General features: G+C 43.8%; 18 protein-coding genes and 1 tRNA gene. 4 read left to right on the plus strand and 15 right to left on the minus strand.

Annotation, left to right across the window (positions count from 1 at the left end):
• Window positions 1-21 precede the first annotated feature (21 nt).
• From fabF to H8K33_RS04005, 8 genes are all read right to left on the minus strand, one after another.
• Window positions 22-1,263 (minus strand): beta-ketoacyl-ACP synthase II, encoded by a 1,242-nt coding sequence (gene fabF, locus H8K33_RS03970; RefSeq protein WP_186889649.1) that lies wholly within the window; start codon window positions 1,261-1,263, stop codon window positions 22-24.
• A 37-nt stretch (window positions 1,264-1,300) separates the two neighbouring features.
• The gene (acpP, locus tag H8K33_RS03975; protein WP_186889650.1) at window positions 1,301-1,540 is read right to left on the minus strand and encodes an acyl carrier protein; all 240 of its coding nucleotides are present in this window, start codon (window positions 1,538-1,540) and stop codon (window positions 1,301-1,303) included.
• A 131-nt stretch (window positions 1,541-1,671) separates the two neighbouring features.
• Window positions 1,672-2,424, minus strand: a complete 753-nt coding sequence (gene fabG / locus H8K33_RS03980) for a 3-oxoacyl-ACP reductase FabG (protein ID WP_186889651.1) — start codon at window positions 2,422-2,424, stop codon at window positions 1,672-1,674.
• A gap of 126 nt (window positions 2,425-2,550) precedes the next feature.
• On the minus strand, window positions 2,551-3,495 hold the full coding sequence (gene fabD, locus H8K33_RS03985; RefSeq protein ID WP_186889652.1) for an ACP S-malonyltransferase: 945 nt from the start codon (window positions 3,493-3,495) through the stop codon (window positions 2,551-2,553).
• A gap of 50 nt (window positions 3,496-3,545) precedes the next feature.
• A complete protein-coding gene (locus H8K33_RS03990) occupies window positions 3,546-4,532 on the minus strand; it encodes a beta-ketoacyl-ACP synthase III (protein ID WP_186889653.1) in 987 nt (328 codons plus the stop codon).
• 15 nt (window positions 4,533-4,547) lie between these two features.
• A complete protein-coding gene (plsX, locus tag H8K33_RS03995; RefSeq protein ID WP_186889654.1) occupies window positions 4,548-5,615 on the minus strand; it encodes a phosphate acyltransferase PlsX in 1,068 nt (355 codons plus the stop codon).
• 218 nt (window positions 5,616-5,833) lie between these two features.
• On the minus strand, window positions 5,834-6,016 hold the full coding sequence (gene rpmF, locus H8K33_RS04000; protein ID WP_162018712.1) for a 50S ribosomal protein L32: 183 nt from the start codon (window positions 6,014-6,016) through the stop codon (window positions 5,834-5,836).
• Window positions 6,017-6,164: 148 nt separating this feature from the next.
• Complete coding sequence (locus H8K33_RS04005) at window positions 6,165-6,698, minus strand: YceD family protein (protein ID WP_186889655.1); 534 nt, start codon at window positions 6,696-6,698, stop codon at window positions 6,165-6,167.
• Window positions 6,699-6,845: 147 nt separating this feature from the next.
• Between H8K33_RS04005 and H8K33_RS04010 the strand changes: the two genes are divergently transcribed.
• A complete protein-coding gene (locus tag H8K33_RS04010; protein WP_186889656.1) occupies window positions 6,846-7,466 on the plus strand; it encodes a Maf family nucleotide pyrophosphatase in 621 nt (206 codons plus the stop codon).
• A 29-nt stretch (window positions 7,467-7,495) separates the two neighbouring features.
• The gene (locus H8K33_RS04015; protein WP_186889657.1) at window positions 7,496-8,245 is read left to right on the plus strand and encodes an SAM-dependent methyltransferase; all 750 of its coding nucleotides are present in this window, start codon (window positions 7,496-7,498) and stop codon (window positions 8,243-8,245) included.
• 117 nt (window positions 8,246-8,362) lie between these two features.
• On the opposite strand, the gene H8K33_RS04020 is transcribed toward H8K33_RS04015, so the two are convergent.
• The 5 genes from H8K33_RS04020 to H8K33_RS04040 all read right to left on the minus strand — a co-directional run bounded on the left by H8K33_RS04020 (window position 8,363) and on the right by H8K33_RS04040 (window position 11,801).
• Window positions 8,363-9,097 (minus strand): ABC transporter permease, encoded by a 735-nt coding sequence (locus tag H8K33_RS04020; RefSeq protein ID WP_186889658.1) that lies wholly within the window; start codon window positions 9,095-9,097, stop codon window positions 8,363-8,365.
• Window positions 9,094-10,095 carry an ATP-binding cassette domain-containing protein gene (locus tag H8K33_RS04025; protein WP_246443280.1) on the minus strand — a complete coding sequence of 334 codons (1,002 nt, stop codon included), beginning with the start codon at window positions 10,093-10,095 and terminating at the stop codon, window positions 9,094-9,096. The genes H8K33_RS04020 and H8K33_RS04025 overlap by 4 nt, the downstream gene beginning before the upstream one ends.
• Before the next feature lie 232 nt (window positions 10,096-10,327).
• Window positions 10,328-10,915 (minus strand): hypothetical protein, encoded by a 588-nt coding sequence (locus H8K33_RS04030; protein WP_186889659.1) that lies wholly within the window; start codon window positions 10,913-10,915, stop codon window positions 10,328-10,330.
• A gap of 237 nt (window positions 10,916-11,152) precedes the next feature.
• Window positions 11,153-11,443 carry a hypothetical protein gene (locus H8K33_RS04035; protein WP_186889660.1) on the minus strand — a complete coding sequence of 97 codons (291 nt, stop codon included), beginning with the start codon at window positions 11,441-11,443 and terminating at the stop codon, window positions 11,153-11,155.
• Window positions 11,444-11,710: 267 nt separating this feature from the next.
• Window positions 11,711-11,801 (minus strand) — tRNA-Ser (locus H8K33_RS04040).
• 463 nt (window positions 11,802-12,264) lie between these two features.
• Here H8K33_RS04040 and H8K33_RS04045 point away from each other — a divergent pair.
• The gene (locus H8K33_RS04045) at window positions 12,265-14,061 is read left to right on the plus strand and encodes a GGDEF domain-containing protein (protein ID WP_186889661.1); all 1,797 of its coding nucleotides are present in this window, start codon (window positions 12,265-12,267) and stop codon (window positions 14,059-14,061) included.
• Between the two features lie 256 nt (window positions 14,062-14,317).
• On the plus strand, window positions 14,318-14,554 hold the full coding sequence (locus H8K33_RS04050; protein ID WP_186889662.1) for a hypothetical protein: 237 nt from the start codon (window positions 14,318-14,320) through the stop codon (window positions 14,552-14,554).
• Window positions 14,555-14,640: 86 nt separating this feature from the next.
• Here the strand turns inward: H8K33_RS04050 and purL are convergent, their stop codons facing one another.
• Together purL and H8K33_RS04060 are read right to left on the minus strand one after the other, a co-directional pair.
• A complete protein-coding gene (purL, locus tag H8K33_RS04055) occupies window positions 14,641-18,642 on the minus strand; it encodes a phosphoribosylformylglycinamidine synthase (protein WP_186889663.1) in 4,002 nt (1,333 codons plus the stop codon).
• Between the two features lie 297 nt (window positions 18,643-18,939).
• The gene (locus H8K33_RS04060) at window positions 18,940-20,868 is read right to left on the minus strand and encodes a type IV pilus assembly protein FimV (protein WP_186889664.1); all 1,929 of its coding nucleotides are present in this window, start codon (window positions 20,866-20,868) and stop codon (window positions 18,940-18,942) included.
• Window positions 20,869-20,997: the final 129 nt, after the last annotated feature.

A 20,997-nucleotide genomic window follows, 5' to 3' on the forward strand; every position in this document is an offset into this window, starting at 1 on the left:
AAAGAACGATGATTTTTGGATTTAAACTTTACCGAAAATCAAAGTACCATTCGTACCGCCAAAACCAAATGAATTTTTCATTGCGTATTGAATCTTCATTTCACGTGCCGTATTCGCACAATAATCGAGATCACATTCTGGATCTTGATTCATGATATTGATTGTCGGCGGCGAAACTTGATTATGCACAGCCAATACAGACAAAACCGATTCCAAACCACCAGCACCACCCAACAAATGACCCGTCATCGACTTAGTCGAATTGATCGTCATTTTATAGGCATGATCGCCAAATGCTGCTTTGATCGCATCAGTTTCATTCTTATCACCTAAAGGCGTAGAAGTACCATGTGCGTTCAAATAGCTAATTTGCTCGGTATTTAATCCCGCATTTTTCAATGCATTGACCATGCTACGACGTGGCCCATCGACCGTCGGTGTCGTGATATGGTAAGCGTCACCGCTCATACCAAAACCTAACACTTCTGCATAAATCTTGGCACCGCGCGCTTTTGCGTGTTCGTACTCTTCCAACACCATCACGCCAGCACCTTCGCCCAAGACAAAACCGTCACGGTCTTTATCCCAAGGGCGTGAAGCTGTCGACGGGTCATCGTTGCGAGAAGATAAAGCGCGGGCAGAAGCAAAGCCGCCCAAGCCTAAAGGAGAAATCGTTGATTCCGCACCACCAGCAATCATCACGTCCGCGTCACCGTATTCAATCATACGTGCAGCATTTCCTATGCAATGTAAACCTGTGGTACAAGCAGTAACAATCGCCAAGTTAGGACCTTTCAATCCATACTTGATCGACAAATTACCTGAGATCATATTGATGATAGATGCTGGCACAAAGAAGGGCGTAATGCGACGTGGGCCACGCGCAATCAAGACTTCTTTAGTTTCTTCGATCAATGGCAAGCCACCAATACCCGAACCGACAATCACACCAATACGTTCCGCATTTTCTTCAGTGACGGTGATGCCACTATCTTGAAAAGCTTGCACGCCAGCAGCGATACCAAAATGGATAAAAGTATCCATATTGCGCGCTTCTTTGGCAGGAATATAATCTTCGATATTAAAACCCTTCACTTCCCCAGCAAAGTGGGTGGTGAATGGCGTCGCATCAAATTTGGTGATCGTGGCAATACCAGATTTACCAGCGAGGATGGCTACCCATGTGTCGGCAATATTATTGCCGACAGGAGACACACAACCAAGGCCAGTAATTACAACTCGACGTTTACTCGTAAGGCTCAAGCGTCTCTCCTGGAATTAATAAAGCAATCCGACAGAATTAAGCTTTGACGTGCGCAGTTGCGTAGTCGATAGCTTGTTTAACAGTCGTGATTTTTTCTGCTTGTTCGTCAGGGATTTCCATTTCGAACTCATCTTCCAAAGCCATGACCAACTCAACTGTGTCGAGTGAGTCTGCGCCCAAATCATCTACAAAGGAAGATTCAATTTTGATGTCAGCTTCAGCGACGCCTAATTGTTCAGCGACGATTTTTCTAACGCGTTGTTCGATATCAGACATGTGGTCTCCATTAGTGGTTACAGAAAGTGCGCGCATTTTATCAGGTTTGCGCGCGAAAAGAGCATTTTTAGATGCCGCACCGCCAACTCCGCTCAATTTCAGCGAAATTCGCTTAATTTACAACAATTATATTAACACAAATACATGCCACCATTCACATGAATTGTTGTTCCTGTGACATAACCAGCTTGTGGTGAAGCTAAAAATACCGTTGCAGCCGCAATATCTTCTGGCTGTCCCAATTTACCCATAGGAATTTGGCTCAGGATCGCTGCCTTCTGATCATCGGTCAAAGCTTTAGTCATATCCGTATCGATAAAACCAGGCGCAATACAATTAACGGTAATATTACGACTACCAATTTCCAATGCAAGGGCACGACTCATACCAGCCACCCCCGCTTTTGCAGCAGCATAATTCATTTGACCTGGATTGCCAGAGGAGCCAACCACGGAAGTAATGTTAATAATGCGGCCATGCTTGGCCTTCATCATGCCACGCAAAACAGCGCGAGATAAACGTGCGACCGAGTTCAAATTGGTAGAAATCACACTATCCCAATCATCTTCTTTCATACGCATCGCCAATTGATCTTGCGTGATGCCCGCATTATTGACCAAGATTGACAAAGATCCGAATTCTTTTTGAATTTCATCAACCAATGAACTGCAACGCTCTACGTCATTGACATTAAATGCGACACCCTTACCTTCCTCAGGATTTACTTCTTGCAGATAGGCTGTAATCGCTTGCGCACCTGATTCCGAAGTTGCAGTGCCAATGACTTTTGCGCCCGCTTGCGCTAAAGCAATCGCGATTGCCTTACCAATTCCACGAGAAGCGCCTGTTACCAATGCCACCTGATTTGCTAATTGCTGCGTCATATTCCCTCACTATTTTTTCAGACTTGGCAGCTATGCTGCTGTCACAGTTTGTTATTTAATGAATTTAATTATTCACCCGAACTTAGCTCGAACTTAGCTGAAGCTCAATTAAAACCTAATTGAAACTTAGTTCGAGCCTAAAGATGCCAATACTTTTTCCAGTGTTTCTTGATCATAGATCGCATCACCGAGCAAATCACCATTGATGCGTTTAGTCAAACCCGCCAACACCTTACCTGGGCCGCATTCGATCAATTGCGTGATGCCTGATGCAGCAATCGCATTTACCGTTTCAACCCAACGCACAGGGCTTGCCGCTTGACGCACCAACGCATCTTTGATCAATGCTGGGTCAGTGACAATCGCGACATCAACATTATTAATCAATGCAATCGCGGGTGCGGAGAATGAAACATTCGCCAAATACCCACGCAACTGGTCCGAAGCTGGCTTCAGCAACGAAGAGTGAAATGGTGCAGATACAGGCAAAGGCAAAGCACGTTTAGCACCTTTTGCTTTTGCCAGTTCACAAGCACGTTCAACCGCAGCTTTACTACCAGCAATCACCACTTGTGCTGGCGCATTAAAATTCACCGCCTCGACAACCTCAGAGGTTGAGGCGGCAGCCTCTACGCATGCAGCAATCACATCTGCATCGCTCAAACCCAAAATAGCAGCCATACCGCCCTGACCTACTGGCACTGCACTTTGCATAGCCTGTGCACGGAAACGCACCAAAGGCACGGCATCTTTAAACGCAATCACGCCAGCTGCAACCAAAGCCGAATATTCACCCAAGCTATGGCCAGCAACAATAGAAGGCAGCTTACCACCAGCAGCGATCCATGCACGATAAGTCGCGACAGCTGCAGTCAACATCACCGGCTGTGTATTCGTCGTTAAATCTAAATCCTCTTTTGGACCTTCGGAAATCAATTTTCCCAAATCCATCTGCAAAGCATCAGAAGCTTCTGCAATCGTGTCTTGAACCACAGGGTTACCAGCAAAACCATTTAACATGCCGATTGCTTGTGAACCTTGACCTGGAAATACAAATGCAAATTGCGTCATAATATTTTTACTCTACGTATTTTTAAATGAAAACAACAATGCTATCAACGTTACATCTTGACTAGAGCAGCACCCCACGTGAAGCCACCACCAACACCTTCTAGCATCACAATCTGACCTTTTTTGACGCGACCATCGCGTACTGCAGCATCTAATGCCAAGGGTATCGAAGCGGCCGAAGTATTGCCATGCTGATCAACAGTAACAACAACTTTATCCAAAGGTAACTTCAGTTTTTTTGCCGTACTTTGCATGATACGGATATTGGCCTGATGCGGAATCAACCAATCAATTTGACTGGCATCCATGCCGGCAATTTCCAAAGCTTCATTAGCGACTTTCTCCAGTACGTTAACAGCCAATTTAAAGACTGCTTGACCATCCATATACAGAAAAGCGCTGCCAGCTATCACGCCAGCGTTAACACTTCCGGGCACACACAAAATATGTCCATGACTACCATCGGCATGCAATTTTGTCGCTAGCACACCAGGCTCTTCAGACTGTTCCATGATGATAGCACCAGCACCATCACCAAATAAAACACAAGTAGTGCGGTCTTCAAAATTGAGAATACGCGAAAATACTTCAGCACCAATAATCAACGCTTTTTTATGCGAACCAGATTTGATCATGCTATCTGCCATCGCCATCGCATAGATAAATCCACTACACACTGCTTGCACGTCAACCGCAGCAGCACCGTTAGTGATGCCCAATTTATTCTGTACAACACAAGCCGTGCTTGGGAATCCGCCAAAAAAATCTGGAGTCGAAGTCGCTAAAATAATGAGATCAATATCATTAGCTTGCAAACCAGCAGCATCAAGTGCCCGTTTGGCAGCCTCAACTGCCATATCACTGGAGGTGACGTTCGGCTCGGCATAATGACGCGCCGAAATACCGCTGCGCGATACGATCCATTCATCGGAAGTTTCAATTCCCTTTTCAGCCAACTGCGCTGCTAATTCGTGATTCGTTACTTTTCTCGGTGGCAGGTAGCTTCCTGTGCCTATAATTTTGCTATAGAAAGTCATGCGTCTTTATCTGTTTTATTGTTCAGTCGAACCGGAACTAGCTGTACTTGCCTCTGCGGGCACTGGCATTAATTCCGCCAAGGATGTTGTGATGCGCGCAAGCACATCATTTTTTACTGCATCGAATGCACGTTGTATCGCCCACTCGTAACTATATTTATCTGCACCGCCATGGCTTTTAATCACAACACCACGCAAGCCCAATAAACTGCCGCCATTATAATTCGACGGATTCATGGTTTTTGAAATATGCTTCAAAGCGCCACGTGCGATCAAAGCGCCCAATATATTCAGCGGATTACTTTTAAATGCGTCCGTCATCGTGGTTTTAACAAAACGTCCCAAACCTTCTACGGCTTTCAAGGTGACATTACCCACAAATCCATCACACACCACGATGTCAGTAGTACCTTTGAAAATATCGTTACCCTCAACATTGCCGTAGAAATTCAAAAGGCCGCGCTCATGATCCGCGCGCAATAATTGCGCCGTGCGTTTCACCACGTCATTACCTTTAATATCTTCTTCACCAACATTCAGCAAGCCAACTGTGGGGCGTGGCTTATTTTCAAGTGCGGCGACTAATGCAGAACCCATAATCGCAAATTGATGCAAATGCAAAGGTTCGCAATCGACATTCGCCCCCAGATCCAGCATATAAGTGGGTAGTTTTTTTTGATTCGGCAAAATGCTGCAAATCGCAGGCCTATCAACGCCAGGCATGGTCTTAAGGACATAGCGAGACACCGCCATCAAGGCGCCGGTATTACCAGCCGAAACGCAAGCTTGCGCCAGCCCTTCTTTCACTTGATTTAGAGCGACCCGCATGGAGGAATCTTTTTTTCTGCGCAAGGCAATTTCGATGGGATCATCCATCTCCACCATTTCACTCGCATGCACAATCGATAATCGTGAATGATTTAGCGCGCCTAGTTTTTTTAATTCTGCTTGCAAGACAGTTTCCTGCCCTACCAAAACAAATTCAACATCAGGCTCGCGGTTCGCAAATGAAACTGCTGCCGCTACAGTGACTGATGGGCCAAAATCACCGCCCATACAATCAATTGAAATTTTTATTGTCATGTATTTGTTACTATTTTTTCACTTCAAGAGACTAATCTTATCAAGAATGTGGCAAACAATCACCCAATTAGGCACGAATTACGTGCGATTTACGTCCGAAGAAAAAAATGAAAGATGGAAATGAACAAAAACTAATGCTGGTTTTGAACATTTTTTAGAATAAAAAAAAGCGGCGTCAAGTACGAGACTCGCAACGCCGCTTTATCGCTAAGAACAAATTACTCGTCGTTCTTAGTTTTCAATACTTTACGACCACGGTAAAAGCCATTTGGGCTGATGTGGTGACGCAGATGTGTTTCACCTGTTGTTGGCTCGATACCTAACTGTGGTGCAGTCAAGAAATCGTGTGAACGGTGCATACCACGTTTGGATGGTGATTTTTTGTTTTGCTGAACGGCCATGATAACTCCTAATACTTCAAAAAATGTTTCTAAAATTTAACACACTTGAATCGACAATCAAATCTTTTTTGCCGCTCAAGAATCCCTAACAATACTTCGACCTGAGTGTTTTTTCAGAATAATGCCACTAGGTACGCCCACTTACTTTTCATTGCAACTTTTTCAGCACAGCGAATGGAGACACTTTAGTACTTGTGCTCGCTGTATCTACCGCATTTACATCGTTCGCTGCCTCTGATTGATTGAATGAACCAACTACATCAGGGCATACTGCATGTTTGGGCGATTGGGGTATTGCCAGCAACGCTTCATCTTCAATCAAATCCATGACATTAAATGTTTTGCTGCCTACTACTACATCAATCTCGTCATCTTCGAGCATGCTTTCAATTTCGTCGGCATGATCATCGTCTTTGGCGAGAATTAATTCTGCTTGTGAGTCTATTGCGAAATCAAATGGTGTCAAGCAACGTTGGCACATCAATTGAAGTTGGCCATTGACTGTCAGTGTCAATTGAGGAAAACCCAATTGATTAACACTGCCCTGCAAAGACCAATTCAAGGCGCCATCACCATTTGCACATTCCACTGATAAACGCGGAAAATCAGCAATTTTTGTACTACCCTCACGTTGTTCACGGTGCTGACAAAACGTAAAAGCGTCGATGACAAATGCTTGCATAGGATTTCTAGACCCAGAAAACCTGCGATAATAACAGGATTACACCTTATTAGTCAAAGCCTTAGCGCATTTAGCCTAGCTAAGGCTGTGAAATTTTCTTTGATTTTCAAAAAAATAGCGTTTTTCAAACAAAAATAAATACAAATTATGGCCGAAATATCATCAAACGTATCAAAACAACAAATTATACTTGCCTCAAGTTCCGTCTATCGCAAAGAGCTCTTGGCTCGATTACATCTGCCGTTTATTTCAATCACCCCAAATATTGATGAGAGCCCCAAAGAGTACGAGAGCCCTGATCAAACTGCCATCAGATTAGCACAAGAAAAGGCGGAAGCAATTTCCCTGCAATATCCAGACGCCATAATTATCGGATCTGACCAAGTAGCAACACTTGATGGAGAACAAATTGGCAAACCTGGCGATCATCACAACGCTTTACGCCAACTACAGTCCATGCGTGGCAAAACGGTTATTTTCCACACCGCTCTTTGCGTGTTGCACAATCATGCGGAAAATCAACACCATCAGATACAAATCGAAAACTGCAAAACCATCGTCCAGATTCGCAATTTAAGTGACGCCGAACTTAATGCTTACCTCCATATCGAAAAACCCTACGACTGTGCGGGCAGCGCAAAAAATGAAGGACTGGGGATCGCCTTATTAGAATCAGTGCAAAGCAATGATCCCACAGCATTGACAGGCCTACCACTTATTGCATTGACTAGCATGTTACGCAATCTCAAAGTGGATTTTTTTAAATAGACTGACATTACAGCAAGAACAAGGAAAATATGACTGGCACCCTTTACCTCATTCCAAATACGCTCGGATTATCTGAAACTTCGCAAGACAACCCACTAGCGCACATCATTCCAGAAACTGTGCAAAGGATGAGTTCGCAATTACAGTACTTCGTCGCAGAAAACGCAAAAACCACTCGCGCCTACTTAAAAATCCTCAACCAATTTCACCCGCTCGCCAAACCCCTCCAAGAATTACACATTAGCGAACTCAACGTCAATACACCAAACGAAGCATTACAAACATTGATAGCCCCATTACTCGCTGGAAATGACATCGGGCTAATATCTGAAGCTGGCGTTCCTGCAGTTGCCGATCCGGGAGCCAATCTGGTTAGACTCGCTCATCAACACAACATCAAGGTTAGCCCTTTGGTCGGTCCGTCTTCTCTTCTACTCGCGATAATGGGAAGTGGACTAAACGGGCAAAGTTTTGCGTTCAACGGTTATTTACCGACAGACTCTGCGGCACGAACAAAACGCATTAAAGAACTCGAAGACCGTTCACGAAAAGAAAAGCAGACACAGCTAATCATCGAAACACCTTATCGAAACACGCCAATGCTTGAAGCACTTGCCGGCACTTGCCATCAGCAAACACTGATCTGCGTTGCCACAGATTTGAGTCTACCAACTGAATCAATTCAAACCAAATCTGCTGGCGATTGGAAAAAACAATTACAAACAAAAGCAGCACCAGACTTTCATAAAAAACCGACAGTATTTTTATTTTTAGCCTAAGTTCCGGCAATGCTCATGGATAAGATCGAGATGATTAAATTACAGTAGCTAGATTAACTGCATTAGCTGTACCAGCTCATATTCGACCTTATCCACACACATCTTTCCGCAACAGTTTTACTCAAATTCCACGCCGCGGCGCCCTATCCAATACGTCAATATCCCAAGCAGGCAAACTGCAACCGTGCTTGCCAAAATAATCGCCTGATGACGTACATCAATTGATGTCGCGTTTAAGGCTGTCATAACATAACTCCAAGGATAATAGACCCATTTTTCTGACTGCCCAATCTGAACGATTCCCATCGTCGCAATTACTCCTGCGGCTAATGGTGCGACAATATTTTGCACACGCCAACTAATCCAATGCTGAAATACCAAAATCGGCAGCGCACTAACACAGGCAAAGAAAATAAACCGCAAGAAATCAAATTCAAAAGCCTGCAAAGTAGAAAATCCTAATAATCCAAACACAAAAATCGCCAACGAGGTCATCAATATCAAGGCCAAATTTGCACCAAACATAAAAATCACAGCAAGCGCAAATTTCGCCAAGAATAATTGACGGGATTGAATCGGCAGCGTCAACATCAAACGCCAGGTTGCATTTTTATGCTCATTCCCATTCAATAAACCTGTAATTAATGCCAAATACAGTGGGAACATAAAATACCCCCAAATTGCGGTATTTCCAGCCCAATACATATCCCATCGAATCACGCCCGTTTTATTGGTTTTTAATTGCACGCCAAAACAAAGAATCGCCACCATCAATGGACAGGCCAGCATCATCAATAACGCTAAAGAGCGCTTCACCTTTAAGAGTTCCACCCGAATCAAAGTAAAAATCATGCTACCCTCGCCTGCGTTTGTTGATGGAACCATTGCTCCAATGACGGTTTTTCGAAACTAGATCCATGCAAGCGAAAATTTGCTTGAACAACACAGGCATTAACGCGATATGCAAATTCTTGTGAGATCTCGGTCACCAAAAGCTGGGTTGCACTTATCACTTGCGTGCGAAACTCGTTCGTGTGAAGCAGGCTCGCCACCTGCACTGCGTCATCCACATTCAATGAGAGCGCGCCAACCTGCGTCGCATAAATCTCATCCAACTTACATTGAAATTGCACCTCACCGTCTTTCAGTAGAGCGAGATGGCTCGCGATTTTCTCCACCTCATCGAGTTGATGGCTCGATACGAACACGGTGCATTCCGCCTGCTCAGGCAAGCTACTAATTAAATGGCGAATCTCTTGTATTCCTGCGGGGTCCAAACCATTTGTTGGCTCATCCAAAATCAATAGACGTGGACGCCCAAGCAAAGCGTGGGCTAAAGCCAAACGCTGCTTCATACCCAAAGAAAAATGCCGGATCAAACGCCCCGAGTCAGTGCGTAAACTAACTAATTCTAAGACCCGATCAATTTCCTGATTAGGCAGCGCTTTAATTAGACAAGCAATTTTTAGGAACTCAGTTGCAGTTAAATTTGGATAAGCACTAGGCGCCTCAACTAGACACCCAATGTCTCGCAATATCGATTGGCGATCAGAGAAAATACTACGCCCTAGAACTTGAATATCGCCACTATCGGGTCGCAATAGTCCGACCATTAATCGAATCGCCGTTGATTTGCCCTCACCATTATTACCAAGAAATGCAAAGATACTTTTTTGTGGCACTGCTAGGTTAAGATTTTTAAGCACTTCATGAGAAGCAAATCGCTTCCGCACCTTAGTCATTTGTATCGCTAAGTCACCCACCATATTCATCTCCACTAAAAATACGTTTAAACGCAATTGAACGCCATTGAGTGCGACTAAAACCAAATGCTTCAATGTACTAGCCAAATAGTAAATTGATAGGAATATGAATTGGTAAAAAGTGATGAATGATCGCAAAAATGCGATCAGTATTAGAAAATACGCGATGAAATAAAAATCAGAGACCAAGGCGGACAACTTCCACGCACCTTGAGAGATAGGAAATACGTGGCGAAAAGAAGGCTGCCACGTTTTAGCTTAAGGACATTGATTCTTCAAACCGAGCCAGGGTTAAAAATACTCGAATGACTCAATCACATCAAAGCAAAGCTCTTGCGAAATTATTGATGACTGCAATATCAGGTGCCATAGCGATAAACGGAATTTGTTCACGCAAAAGCATTTCATGTAAAGCTTGGTCAATTTTACGCGCGTCTTCTTCATTCTGAAAACGTCCTGTTTGCACGTACTTTTTATCTCCACGCTCAACCAAGATATTAATATTATCGTGCTTGTTATACCAACTAAGTATCTGCTGACGTGTCTTGGTGACATCACAAATATTTTCAGTATATGTTTCGTTGTAATACAGTACCTGCATCAATGCACATTCCGTAACCAAGTACTGAACTTGCCCATCTAAGAGGTCAAGCATTTCAAATTGTCGCTGCGCAACTTGGTATTGATTTTTAAGCGCATCAAAATTCTTTTGCCACACCAAAGCTTTTGCATAATCAGGAATTTGCTCTACTGACTTATTGCGTAAATTTAAATTTAGAATAATTGCAGATGAAAAAAGCGACTTATCGCAACCCGGACCACCGATGATATTGATAATTTTGGTAGGATAAAGGCGCATCTTGTGCTCTTGACTAAGACGGGAAGCTCCTGTGACTTGAACAGACATAATGACCTCGATAGAGAAGTAACATCATTTGCATCGATATGTTTCCACATGCTAACACATCGAATTAACGAGTAAAACAATGTCTATCGGTGATAGCAAAATTTGTACACAAAACTGCACAAAGTCTGGCGACTCTTAAAACACTGTATCGCCATCAATCATTAATGAACGGCCATCAATGAAAACGGGGTTAAATCAATTCAGATTTAACCCCGTGCTGGCGACAGCGCAATCGAATTAATCGACGCGAATTACCTGATCGCCAATACGGAACTTTTCCCGGCGATCGCCCATCAATGCGCGCAAATCTTTGATACTCAAATCACTGATTTCATGCATACGAATCAACAACGATGCGCCAACTGGCAGATGGTGATGACGGATTTTACTAATTACTGGTGGAGCAACTTCTAAAGCTCTAGACAAAGCAGCGTCATTTTTTAAATGCAATTGCTTAATCAAAGTATCTAGAAGATTATTTGGGTTATAGTCAAAATCATCTGACTTTAAGTCTAAAAGGTTTGCCATTTTTTCTCACTCTTCACAAAATACAGTTAAAAATTATCTGTATGCACCAAGACCAAATCGGTTTGGTTGTTATTTATAATTTTGCATGCATAAAGCATGTTTACGCATGCTCCTTACTCCTGAACAATTTTACGCCAAGCAACTTTTTAGAAGTGACTCCATCAGAATCATTTTCTTCACTATCCTAGTTTTTTAACGAAAAATTCATTCTAGCTTGACCTTCTCACACGACTTTTGATCTTCGCCAAATAATCGACTGATGTGTTTTGGCGGAAAGACAGGGATTTGAACCCTGGATACGTCATAAACGTATGCCGGATTTCGAGTCCGGTGCATTCGACCACTCTGCCATCTTTCCAAACTACCAAACATAGTCAAGCTCGCGATTGTAGCAAAGTTCAAAACTGTTTGGTAGCCTGTTTTTTTGGCAATTTCCCTCTGAAAAGCCGCGATTTCATTAGATCTTTCTTTTTATATCTTAGATATATAAGGCTATAAAGAATATTTCCCCACATAAATAATACCTATTTAATCATTAGAAATTGGCTTCTAAACCGCCGTAGCTATCGTACAAACAAATCTCTCGCAAGCTTCTGATGTAAGAAAAAACTGCATTTGTATGAAACGATGGAAATATTTATTCAAAAAATTTAACTAACTTAATAGGATGAAATATCCCGGTCACAATCGCTCGCTAAGCTATTTGAACCGAAAGTTAAATTTGACTCGGCAATTTCCAATCGGCAAATATTTATTCTATGGAACACGGATTAAGCCTTATTTCCGACACCACTCTTTGCTATGAAGCAAAGATATTCCCCATGATTGATCAGGTCCATACGCAAAATACGGTCTTATTTCAATTACATCGAATTATTCGCGAACGACAACTCAGCGCACGCTTCCAGCCCATCATTCACATGGAAAGTGGTCATATTCTTGGATATGAAGGTCTAATTAGGGGGCCATCAGACAGTGCTTTGCACTCACCGATCAACTTATTTCAAGCAGCTGCCGAGCACAAGCTCAGTGTGACTGTTGAACATCTTTGCCGACGCATTGTTCTTGAACAATTTCAAGCATTGAACCTCCCAGGGAAATTATTTCTCAATGTGAGCCCTGAATGTCTGCTTCAACGCGATGCAAAACATGGTGAGACTTTAGACTACATACATGAGATAGGAATTAATCCTGAACGTGTCATCATTGAGCTTACCGAATATCAACCAACGCACGATTACGCATTGCTGTACGAAGCAGTTTTACACTACCGAAACATGGGATTTGAGATTGCGATTGATGATCTCGGAGAAGGCTTTTCTAGCTTGCGTCTATGGTCAGAACTACAACCAGAGTTCGTCAAAATAGACATGCATTTCATTCAAGGAATTGATAAAGACTCTGTCAAACGTCAGTTCGTCCGTTCAATTCAAAGCATTGCAGAAAAATCTGGTTCAAAAGTAGTTGCTGAGGGAATTGAAACGCAGGCCGAGCTTTTGACTTTATTGGACTTAGGCGTGGCCTGTGGGCAGGGATATCACATCGCAAAACCTCATGCGAGCCCAGCAAAATCGATTTCAGCGGAAGTGGCGAAAACGATTTCCGTAAAGAAAAATAGAACTCCGTCGATCTTGATTGATACAAGCGAAATAGCAGTGACAATTAAAAATTTAATTAAAACACCTCCAACTATTAGCTCCACCACGCTCAATAATGCAGTTGAAAATTTATTCCTAGCAGATCCAAAATTAAAAATCATACCGGTTGTTGACGGCCATCTGCCTATTGGCATCATTAATCGCCACAATATGATTGACCGATTTTCAAGGCCGTTTCAACGTGAACTCTATGGCAAAAAACCCTGCAAAGTATTCATGGATTGCAATCCATTAATCGTCGAGCAAAATACTAGTCTTCAACAAGTCAGCCATATGATTGTTGAAGCAGATCCCGAACATCTTATCAATGGGATCATTGTTGTCGATAATGGATGCTATGTTGGGTTAGCGACGGGACCCGATCTCATGCGGGAAATCACCAAAATGCAAATCGAGGCGGCACGCTATGCAAATCCATTGACGCAATTACCCGGGAATGTGGCGATCAATCGTCATATTGACCAATTAATTCAGCAAGAAATTCCATTTACGGCATGTTATTGCGACCTCGATCATTTCAAGCCATTTAATGATGTCTACGGCTACCAACGCGGTGATGAAGTCATTCAAATGAGCAGTAAAATTATTGTTCAACACTGCTCCAGCGATAAAGATTTCATCGGACATATCGGAGGAGATGACTTCATTATTGTGTTTCAAAGTAAAGATTGGGAACTACGTTGCAGGAATATTTTACGCGCATTTGAAACCGCTATTTCCGACTTTTATAGCAATGAAGACCGGGATCGAGGCGGCTACATCAGTGAAGACCGGCAAGGGAAAAAAGTTTTTTACCCCTTAATTAGTTTGTCATTAGGGGTCATTAATGCGAACATCGGACAGTATGTTTCACATCATCAAATCGCGATTGCTGCGGCTGAAGCAAAAAAACAAGCGAAGCGCTTGCCAGGAAATAGCTTGTTTATTGACCGCCGGCAGGAAACGACAGTCCACCCATAAAAAAATTCGTTTTACAGATTGTCAGAATCGGACAGAAGTAAATAATATAAATCAAGATTTATATACACAAATTCGCAGCCATATCTACTGAGCTGTCGTTATTTTTCCTCGTAATTTTTCCTATTTACCTAAAACTATTGACAAGCTTCTGTGACAGCAATAGCCTTACGCGATGTTGTTACCGAGGTGTCCCAGCGAATCTCATAAAACAACGCAGAAAAGTTTAATATTCTTCCTTCTATAAAGCGAATTTGCTATGACAAAAACTTTACTTAGCCTTCTATTACTTTCCACCCTCACCGCATGTGCTAGTGTTGAAACCGAAGATCCAAATTCGCCAAAAGTCGCTGTTGAACGAGAATATCGTGTAGGCAGCACAATTCCACAGAAAAAGAATGCGCGTTCAACGTCTGACGTAAAAACCGTTTCATCAGATGATTTAATCAATATGCCACGTGCAGCAACGCCGAACGACCCTTTAGGCAAAAAGTAAGTAGTTGCATCACCACCAATAAAAAACGCAGAGCGCTTTCCAGCTAACTCTGCGTTTTTTGTTCTGCGTTTACATCACCTTGAAATTTAGCCTACCCAAACCCGCGCATTTCTAAACATACGCATCCAAGGTGAATCTTCACCAAAGGATTCTGGTGCCCACGAATGTAAAACGCTGCGGAATACACGTTCTGCGTGCGGCATCATCACTGTGAAACGACCATCATCATTCGTAACGGAAGTTAAGCCGCGTGGTGAGCCATTCGGATTGTAAGGATAAGCTTCCGTTGCCAGACCATGATGATCAACAAAACGCATCGCTGCGTGTACAGCATTGATATCGCCTGTGGTTGAAAAATCTGCAAAACCTTCGCCATGCGCCACTGCGATTGGTGTTTGTGTGCCCGCCATACCTTGGAAGAAAATCGATTTAGATTCGAGAATCTCAACCATCGAGAAACGGCCTTCAAATTGCTCGGATTTATTCTTGGTGAATTTCGGCCAAGCTGTCGCGCCTGGAATGATGGACTTCAAATTACTCATCATCTGGCAACCGTTGCAAATACCCATACCGAAGGTATCGTTACGATGGAAGAATTCAGAGAACTGCTCGGACATCATAGCGTTGAACAAAATCGTCTTCGCCCAACCTTCACCAGCTCCCAGGACGTCACCGTATGAGAAGCCACCGACCGCGATCAAGCCTTTGTAATCGGAAAGCTTAGCGCGACCAGCTATCAGATCACTCATGTGAACGTCAACCGCAGTGAAGCCTGCTTTGTGCATCACGTAGGCGGTTTCAATATGTGAGTTCACACCTTGCTCACGCAAGATGGCGACTTTCGGACGTACGCCTGTTGCAATAAACGGTGCTGCCACATCTGCTTGCGCATCGAAAGTCACTTTCGGTTGCATGCCTGGATCGGATTCATCCGCCAAACGTGCATACTCGGCGTCGGCGCAATCTGGATTGTCGCGCATGCGGGCAATTTGCCAACTGGTTTTGCTCCAGATTTGATGCAGAGCACTGCGAGATTCTTTGTAGATTTCTTTCGCGTCGCGCATGAAAGAAATGATACCGCTATTATTTGGCTTACCAATTTCGTGACTGCATGCACCCAGATTATGTGCACGTAACACGTCCATCACTTCGCTGCGCTGTTCAGTGCGTACCTGAATAACTGCACCAAGCTCTTCGTTAAACAAAGCGCGTAAAGTTAATTCATTACGACGTTCAGCAACCTGCCCTGCCCAATTTTTCGCATCACCTTGATCCGCTGCGTGTTCACTTTCCATCGTCAGCATGTCGAGGTTGATCGCTAAACCGCTACGACCCGCAAACGCCATTTCGCACAATGTGCCATACAGACCGCCGTCAGAACGATCATGGTAAGACAAAATTTTGCCGTCTTGATTTAAAGTTTGAATCGCCGCGAAGAAGCCTTTCAAATCATCTGCGCTATCCACATCCGGTGTCTGATCACCAAGCTTTTGCATAACTTGTGCAAAAGCCGATGCTCCCAAACGATTCTTGCCACGACCAAGATCGATCAAAATCAAGCTAGTATCGCCAGCGTCCAATTTGATTTGTGGCGTTAAGCATTTACGGATGTCATACACGGGCGCAAATGCAGAAATAATCAAAGACACAGGGGATGTGACAGACTTATCAGCGCCCTCATCTTTCCATGTGGTACGCATGGACAAAGAATCTTTACCAACCGGAATACTGATACCCAGCGCAGGGCAAAGTTCCATACCGATGGCTTTGACCGTATCAAACAAAGCCGCATCTTGACCAGGTTGACCACAAGCGGCCATCCAGTTCGCTGAGAGCTTAATGCTCTCAATGCTGGAGATAGGTGCTGCAGCGATATTCGTAATCGATTCGCCCACAGCCATACGACCCGATGCAGCCGCATCGATAACTGCCAATGGTGTACGTTCACCCATAGACATTGCTTCACCTAAATGACCTTCTAAACTCATCGCGGTCACAGCACAATCCGCGACTGGTACTTGCCATGGGCCGACCATTTGATCGCGTACCGACATCGCGCCAACTGAACGGTCGCCAATCGTAACTAAGAAAGATTTATCGCCGACCGTCGGCAAACTCAACACGCGCTCGCCAACGACTTTCAAATCCATACCCGTTAAATCTATCGCTGGGAAATCACGTTTGACATGCTCAACTTCGCGATGCATTTTTGGTGGTTTGCCGAGCAAGACATTCATCGGCATATCGACTGGCGCATTGTCGTTCAGAGGATCGATGACTTTTAGTTGACGCTCTTCGGTTGCAGTACCGACGACAGCGAATAAACAACGTTCGCGCTCACAGAAATACTGGAACAAAGGCAGGCTTTCTGGCGCAATCGCTAACACATAACGTTCTTGCGATTCATTACTCCAGATTTCTTTCGGCGCCATGCCGCTTTCTTCCAAAGGTACTTTACGCAAATCAAAAATCGCACCGCGTTTTGCGTCGTTCGTGATTTCTGGGAAGGCATTAGACAAACCACCTGCACCCACATCATGAATTGACAAGATAGGATTATTGTCACCGAGTTGCCAGCAAGAGTTAATTACTTCTTGCGCACGACGTTCCATTTCTGGATTGCCACGTTGCACAGAATCAAAATCTAAATCCGCGGTGTTAGTACCTGTCGCCATCGATGAAGCGGCACTACCGCCCATACCGATGCGCATACCTGGGCCGCCGAGTTGAATCAACAAACTGCCGACAGGCAAATCAAATTTTTTCGTGTGCTTATCATTGATGCTACCGATACCGCCAGCGATCATAATAGGCTTGTGGTAGCCATGAACGGTACCACCAACATTTTGTTCGTAAGTACGGAAATAACCGCCCAAAACTGGGCGACCAAATTCATTGCTAAACGCAGCGCCACCGATCGGGCCTTCAATCATAATTTGCAAAGGTGAGGCTATACGATCTGGTTTGCCATATTGCTGTGTCGTTGCGTTACCGCTCAATACATCCGTTGCGTTTTCCCAAGCTTGTACATTGCCAGGCAAATTCAAATTGGAAACCGTAAAGCCAGTTAAGCCAGCCTTTGGTTTTGCACCACGACCAGTCGCGCCTTCATCACGAATCTCACCACCAGCACCAGTCGATGCGCCTGGAAATGGAGAAATCGCGGTTGGGTGATTATGTGTTTCCACCTTCATCAAAGTATGCGTCAACTCAGTTGAAGCTTGGTATTCATTCCCGTTCGCAGCACCGTTTGGATAGAAGCGTGTAACCGTCGCACCTTCCATGATGGAAGAGTTATCGCTGTAGGCAACGATCGTGCCTTTTGGTTGCAGTAAATGCGTGTTCTTGATCATGCCGAATAGCGAGATATCTTTTTTCTCACCGTCAATAGTCCAATCAGCATTGAAAATTTTATGGCGGCAGTGCTCACTATTCGCTTGTGCAAACATCATCAATTCGACATCGGTTGGATTGCGCTTTGCGGTCGTAAATGCGTCAACCAGATAATCAACTTCATCATCTGACAAAGCCAAACCTAATGCGGTGTTAGCATCAACCAAAGCTGCTTTACCACCACCTAAAACATCAACATGCTCTAAAGGCTTCGCTTCTAATTCTGTGAACAAACCGTTGGCAGCATTCAAATCTTCCAATACCATTTCGGTCATACGGTCATGCAGTAAAGCGATCACACCTTGCTTAGAATCAGCGGCGAGTTTTTTTGCACCACCTAACAATCCAGACTTAACTTGTACAAAATATTGCACACCACGCTCTAAGCGCTTGATCTGCTGCATGCCGCAATTGTGTGTGATGTCTGTGGCTTTCGATGCCCATGGTGAAATCGTACCGAAGCGCGGAATCACGACAAAACTATCGCCCTCTTCGCTACCTGTGAATGCATCACCGTAGACCAAAAGTGCTTTGAGGCGATTGACGTCAATCTCACTCAAAGGTGCAGATGTATCGACGAAATGAGCGTAGCGCGCAGTAACCCCAACGACGTTGGCATCGACAGCTTGCAAGCGGGACAATAAATTCTTAGTTCGGAAAGCAGACAGGGCGTTAGAGCCTGGCAATATCAACATGGCGTGAATGTAGTTGAGGCAAAGTGGCTGGTTTCTGAAGTTCGCGCTAGCAATATCACGAAAGAGCTCAGACACATCGCGGGTTGAAACGGAAAGCGCGATTATACCTTGATGTCGGTTTTCGCTCCAGCGAGATCTGCGATGGATTTCGACGCTGGTCAAATTCAATCCATAAAAAAAGCGACCATTTCGGTCGCTTTTCGTTTTCTCATCTATGGAAAATAAATTTTATCTAAATCATAAAAAACAATCAGAAGATAACAAACGGGCAATTCAAAAATACCCTCTCCACTTACTCTATTTCTTATTCACTTCCATACGTGGAAAATCAATCGTTTCAAATTCTATCGTCCCAAACTCAGTTTCTGCTATCGGATCAGTGACATTTTCCTCCAACGGAAGCTTCACGTCGACTTCACTTCGCATCTCTTTCACCGGGCCTTCAATTGCCATAATTCTATCGAGTTCATGGGCAATACCTAACAACATCAAGATATCGCGATAAACGGGCAAATCAAATCCTGCCCGCTTTCCTTCCCTATCATCAACCAACAAACTCTCAAGATAAGAAATAATATTATTTCCATTCCAAGCTTCACAGATTTTTTGCATTAAATGCGGAAAATCCTCTAAGTGGCGACTTGGCAATGTCGACAAATCCGTCTCAAATTCAGGAATATTTGCGTTAAAGAACACAATAAAACGATCACGCAAGCGATCATACTTTTGCTGATCATTTACTGTGCGATACAAATCCAACAAAAATAGCCAAGGTACTGGTGAATCTGGATGCTCAAGCTGTTCCTGCGCGGCTAAAATTTCAATCGCCCTTTGCGGATCATTCATTGAAATCCAAAACTCTGCCTCTTGTGTAACATCAGAAATTTCCTCAACCTTGACAGAATTTCCACGTGGCGCAAAGAAATTAAAAATACTACTGTTTGTTTCTTCAAGACTCGGCGTTCGGCTCACCGGCTTACCAACTTGACTTTCCTGAGCATTCACTTGTTCCGATTCGGTAGATTCTGCAACGACCTTCACATCGCTAACTTGTTTACTTAATGGTTCAGATTTAGGTGCTGTGTTACCTGATTTGCCATCATAACTAGCCTGCAAACTATTAATCACGTCTTCAATTTTCTCTGGCTGGCTCTCCAAAGTTTGCTCACTATCTTCCCACCATGTAGCGTTTTGTGCCGACAAATTTTTCCGGATATAGACGAGCAAAAACAAAATAATGCCAATAGCCAAAATCGCAATCAATCCAAGTATCACAACCCAATAATCAAAACCAGATTTGCTTTGCAACTGCGCAAGCGCCGATTTATCTTGTAAATTTTGCTGACGCAACTTCTCTGTTTCTCGCTTCAAACTTGCAATTTCCGAGCTATCGACTACGTTCGGAAGTGCTGGCGCCACTGGTGCCACTTCATCACGCAAGATTGCCGCCATACGTGCCTGTGCAGCGCGTAATTCCTGGTTATTTTCCACTAACTGCTGACCAGATGAGGAGCTCAGAATATCGCTCATTCTTAATCCCTGCGGAAAATCCGGTAAAACGATGTCATCAGACAACTTCAGCACATCTTTAGCTGGAACATTCGATGCGATGCTCTTCTCGACTCGATTTTTACTCTTTTTCTGCGGAACTGGGCTTTCTTCATTCAATGCTTTTGGCAAAGCCTCTGCGCTTCTTTGTTTTTGTTTTTTTTCTGTGGACTTCAACGACGATGCATTTGTAGGCGCTACATCGGTAAAAGTCTGGGAAGAGATCTGTGGCGTATCGGTCCTAGCAAACGGAGAAGGATCACGCGCAATACTGGCAGAATCAACTGAGACATTAGGTGGATCAAGCAATATCGAGAATTCACGATGCAACTGCGTTTCACAATTAATATCAATGATTAAATTGATCGCCGGCTCATTGATCGCCTGCTGCGTTGAGAAACTGAGCGCACGCATTTTCTGCTTTTGATGAATAGAAATAGTTGCACTGGCAATAAATGCACCATCCATCGATACAACACGCGCACGCAAACAACTTGGATTTAAGCTCTCGGTTTCAGCGCCCATCACATTGGAATGAACCAATAATGGCTGTCCCAATGATGAGCGCACACGCAATTCACCTAAGCCAAGCGCGAACACAGACGTAGTCGCTCCAAACAGGCAAGCAACCATCAATAAGCATTGAAAAAACTGACGCCAACAATGAAAAATAATCATGTCCTTTATATATATATAGCCAAGTTAAACGCTTTACGAGAGCACGATTGAGTTTAACTATCTTCGATGTTACTTCTTTTACATTGAGATTCAAAGTAAATTGCATCGTTTTTTGTTTAAAAATAGTCA

The organism is Affinundibacterium amnicola, from assembly GCF_014284275.1.
In the GTDB taxonomy this organism is placed as follows: domain Bacteria; phylum Pseudomonadota; class Gammaproteobacteria; order Burkholderiales; family Burkholderiaceae_D; genus Undibacterium; species Undibacterium amnicola.

What these genes read in the sequence shown, in the direction of transcription:
- H8K33_RS04060 (WP_186889664.1), bottom strand. Translation starts at nt 20,868, where the DNA reads ATGATTATTTTTCATTGTTGGCGTCAGTTTTTTCAATGCTTATTGATG.
- H8K33_RS04010 (WP_186889656.1), top strand. Translation starts at nt 6,846, where the DNA reads ATGGCCGAAATATCATCAAACGTATCAAAACAACAAATTATACTTGCC.
- H8K33_RS04030 (WP_186889659.1), bottom strand. Translation starts at nt 10,915, where the DNA reads ATGTCTGTTCAAGTCACAGGAGCTTCCCGTCTTAGTCAAGAGCACAAG.
- plsX (WP_186889654.1), bottom strand. Translation starts at nt 5,615, where the DNA reads ATGACAATAAAAATTTCAATTGATTGTATGGGCGGTGATTTTGGCCCA.
- H8K33_RS04050 (WP_186889662.1), top strand. Translation starts at nt 14,318, where the DNA reads ATGACAAAAACTTTACTTAGCCTTCTATTACTTTCCACCCTCACCGCA.
- acpP (WP_186889650.1), bottom strand. Translation starts at nt 1,540, where the DNA reads ATGTCTGATATCGAACAACGCGTTAGAAAAATCGTCGCTGAACAATTA.
- H8K33_RS03990 (WP_186889653.1), bottom strand. Translation starts at nt 4,532, where the DNA reads ATGACTTTCTATAGCAAAATTATAGGCACAGGAAGCTACCTGCCACCG.
- rpmF (WP_162018712.1), bottom strand. Translation starts at nt 6,016, where the DNA reads ATGGCCGTTCAGCAAAACAAAAAATCACCATCCAAACGTGGTATGCAC.
- H8K33_RS04005 (WP_186889655.1), bottom strand. Translation starts at nt 6,698, where the DNA reads ATGCAAGCATTTGTCATCGACGCTTTTACGTTTTGTCAGCACCGTGAA.
- fabG (WP_186889651.1), bottom strand. Translation starts at nt 2,424, where the DNA reads ATGACGCAGCAATTAGCAAATCAGGTGGCATTGGTAACAGGCGCTTCT.
- H8K33_RS04035 (WP_186889660.1), bottom strand. Translation starts at nt 11,443, where the DNA reads ATGGCAAACCTTTTAGACTTAAAGTCAGATGATTTTGACTATAACCCA.
- fabD (WP_186889652.1), bottom strand. Translation starts at nt 3,495, where the DNA reads ATGACGCAATTTGCATTTGTATTTCCAGGTCAAGGTTCACAAGCAATC.
- purL (WP_186889663.1), bottom strand. Translation starts at nt 18,642, where the DNA reads ATGTTGATATTGCCAGGCTCTAACGCCCTGTCTGCTTTCCGAACTAAG.
- H8K33_RS04045 (WP_186889661.1), top strand. Translation starts at nt 12,265, where the DNA reads ATGATTGATCAGGTCCATACGCAAAATACGGTCTTATTTCAATTACAT.
- H8K33_RS04015 (WP_186889657.1), top strand. Translation starts at nt 7,496, where the DNA reads ATGACTGGCACCCTTTACCTCATTCCAAATACGCTCGGATTATCTGAA.
- H8K33_RS04020 (WP_186889658.1), bottom strand. Translation starts at nt 9,097, where the DNA reads ATGATTTTTACTTTGATTCGGGTGGAACTCTTAAAGGTGAAGCGCTCT.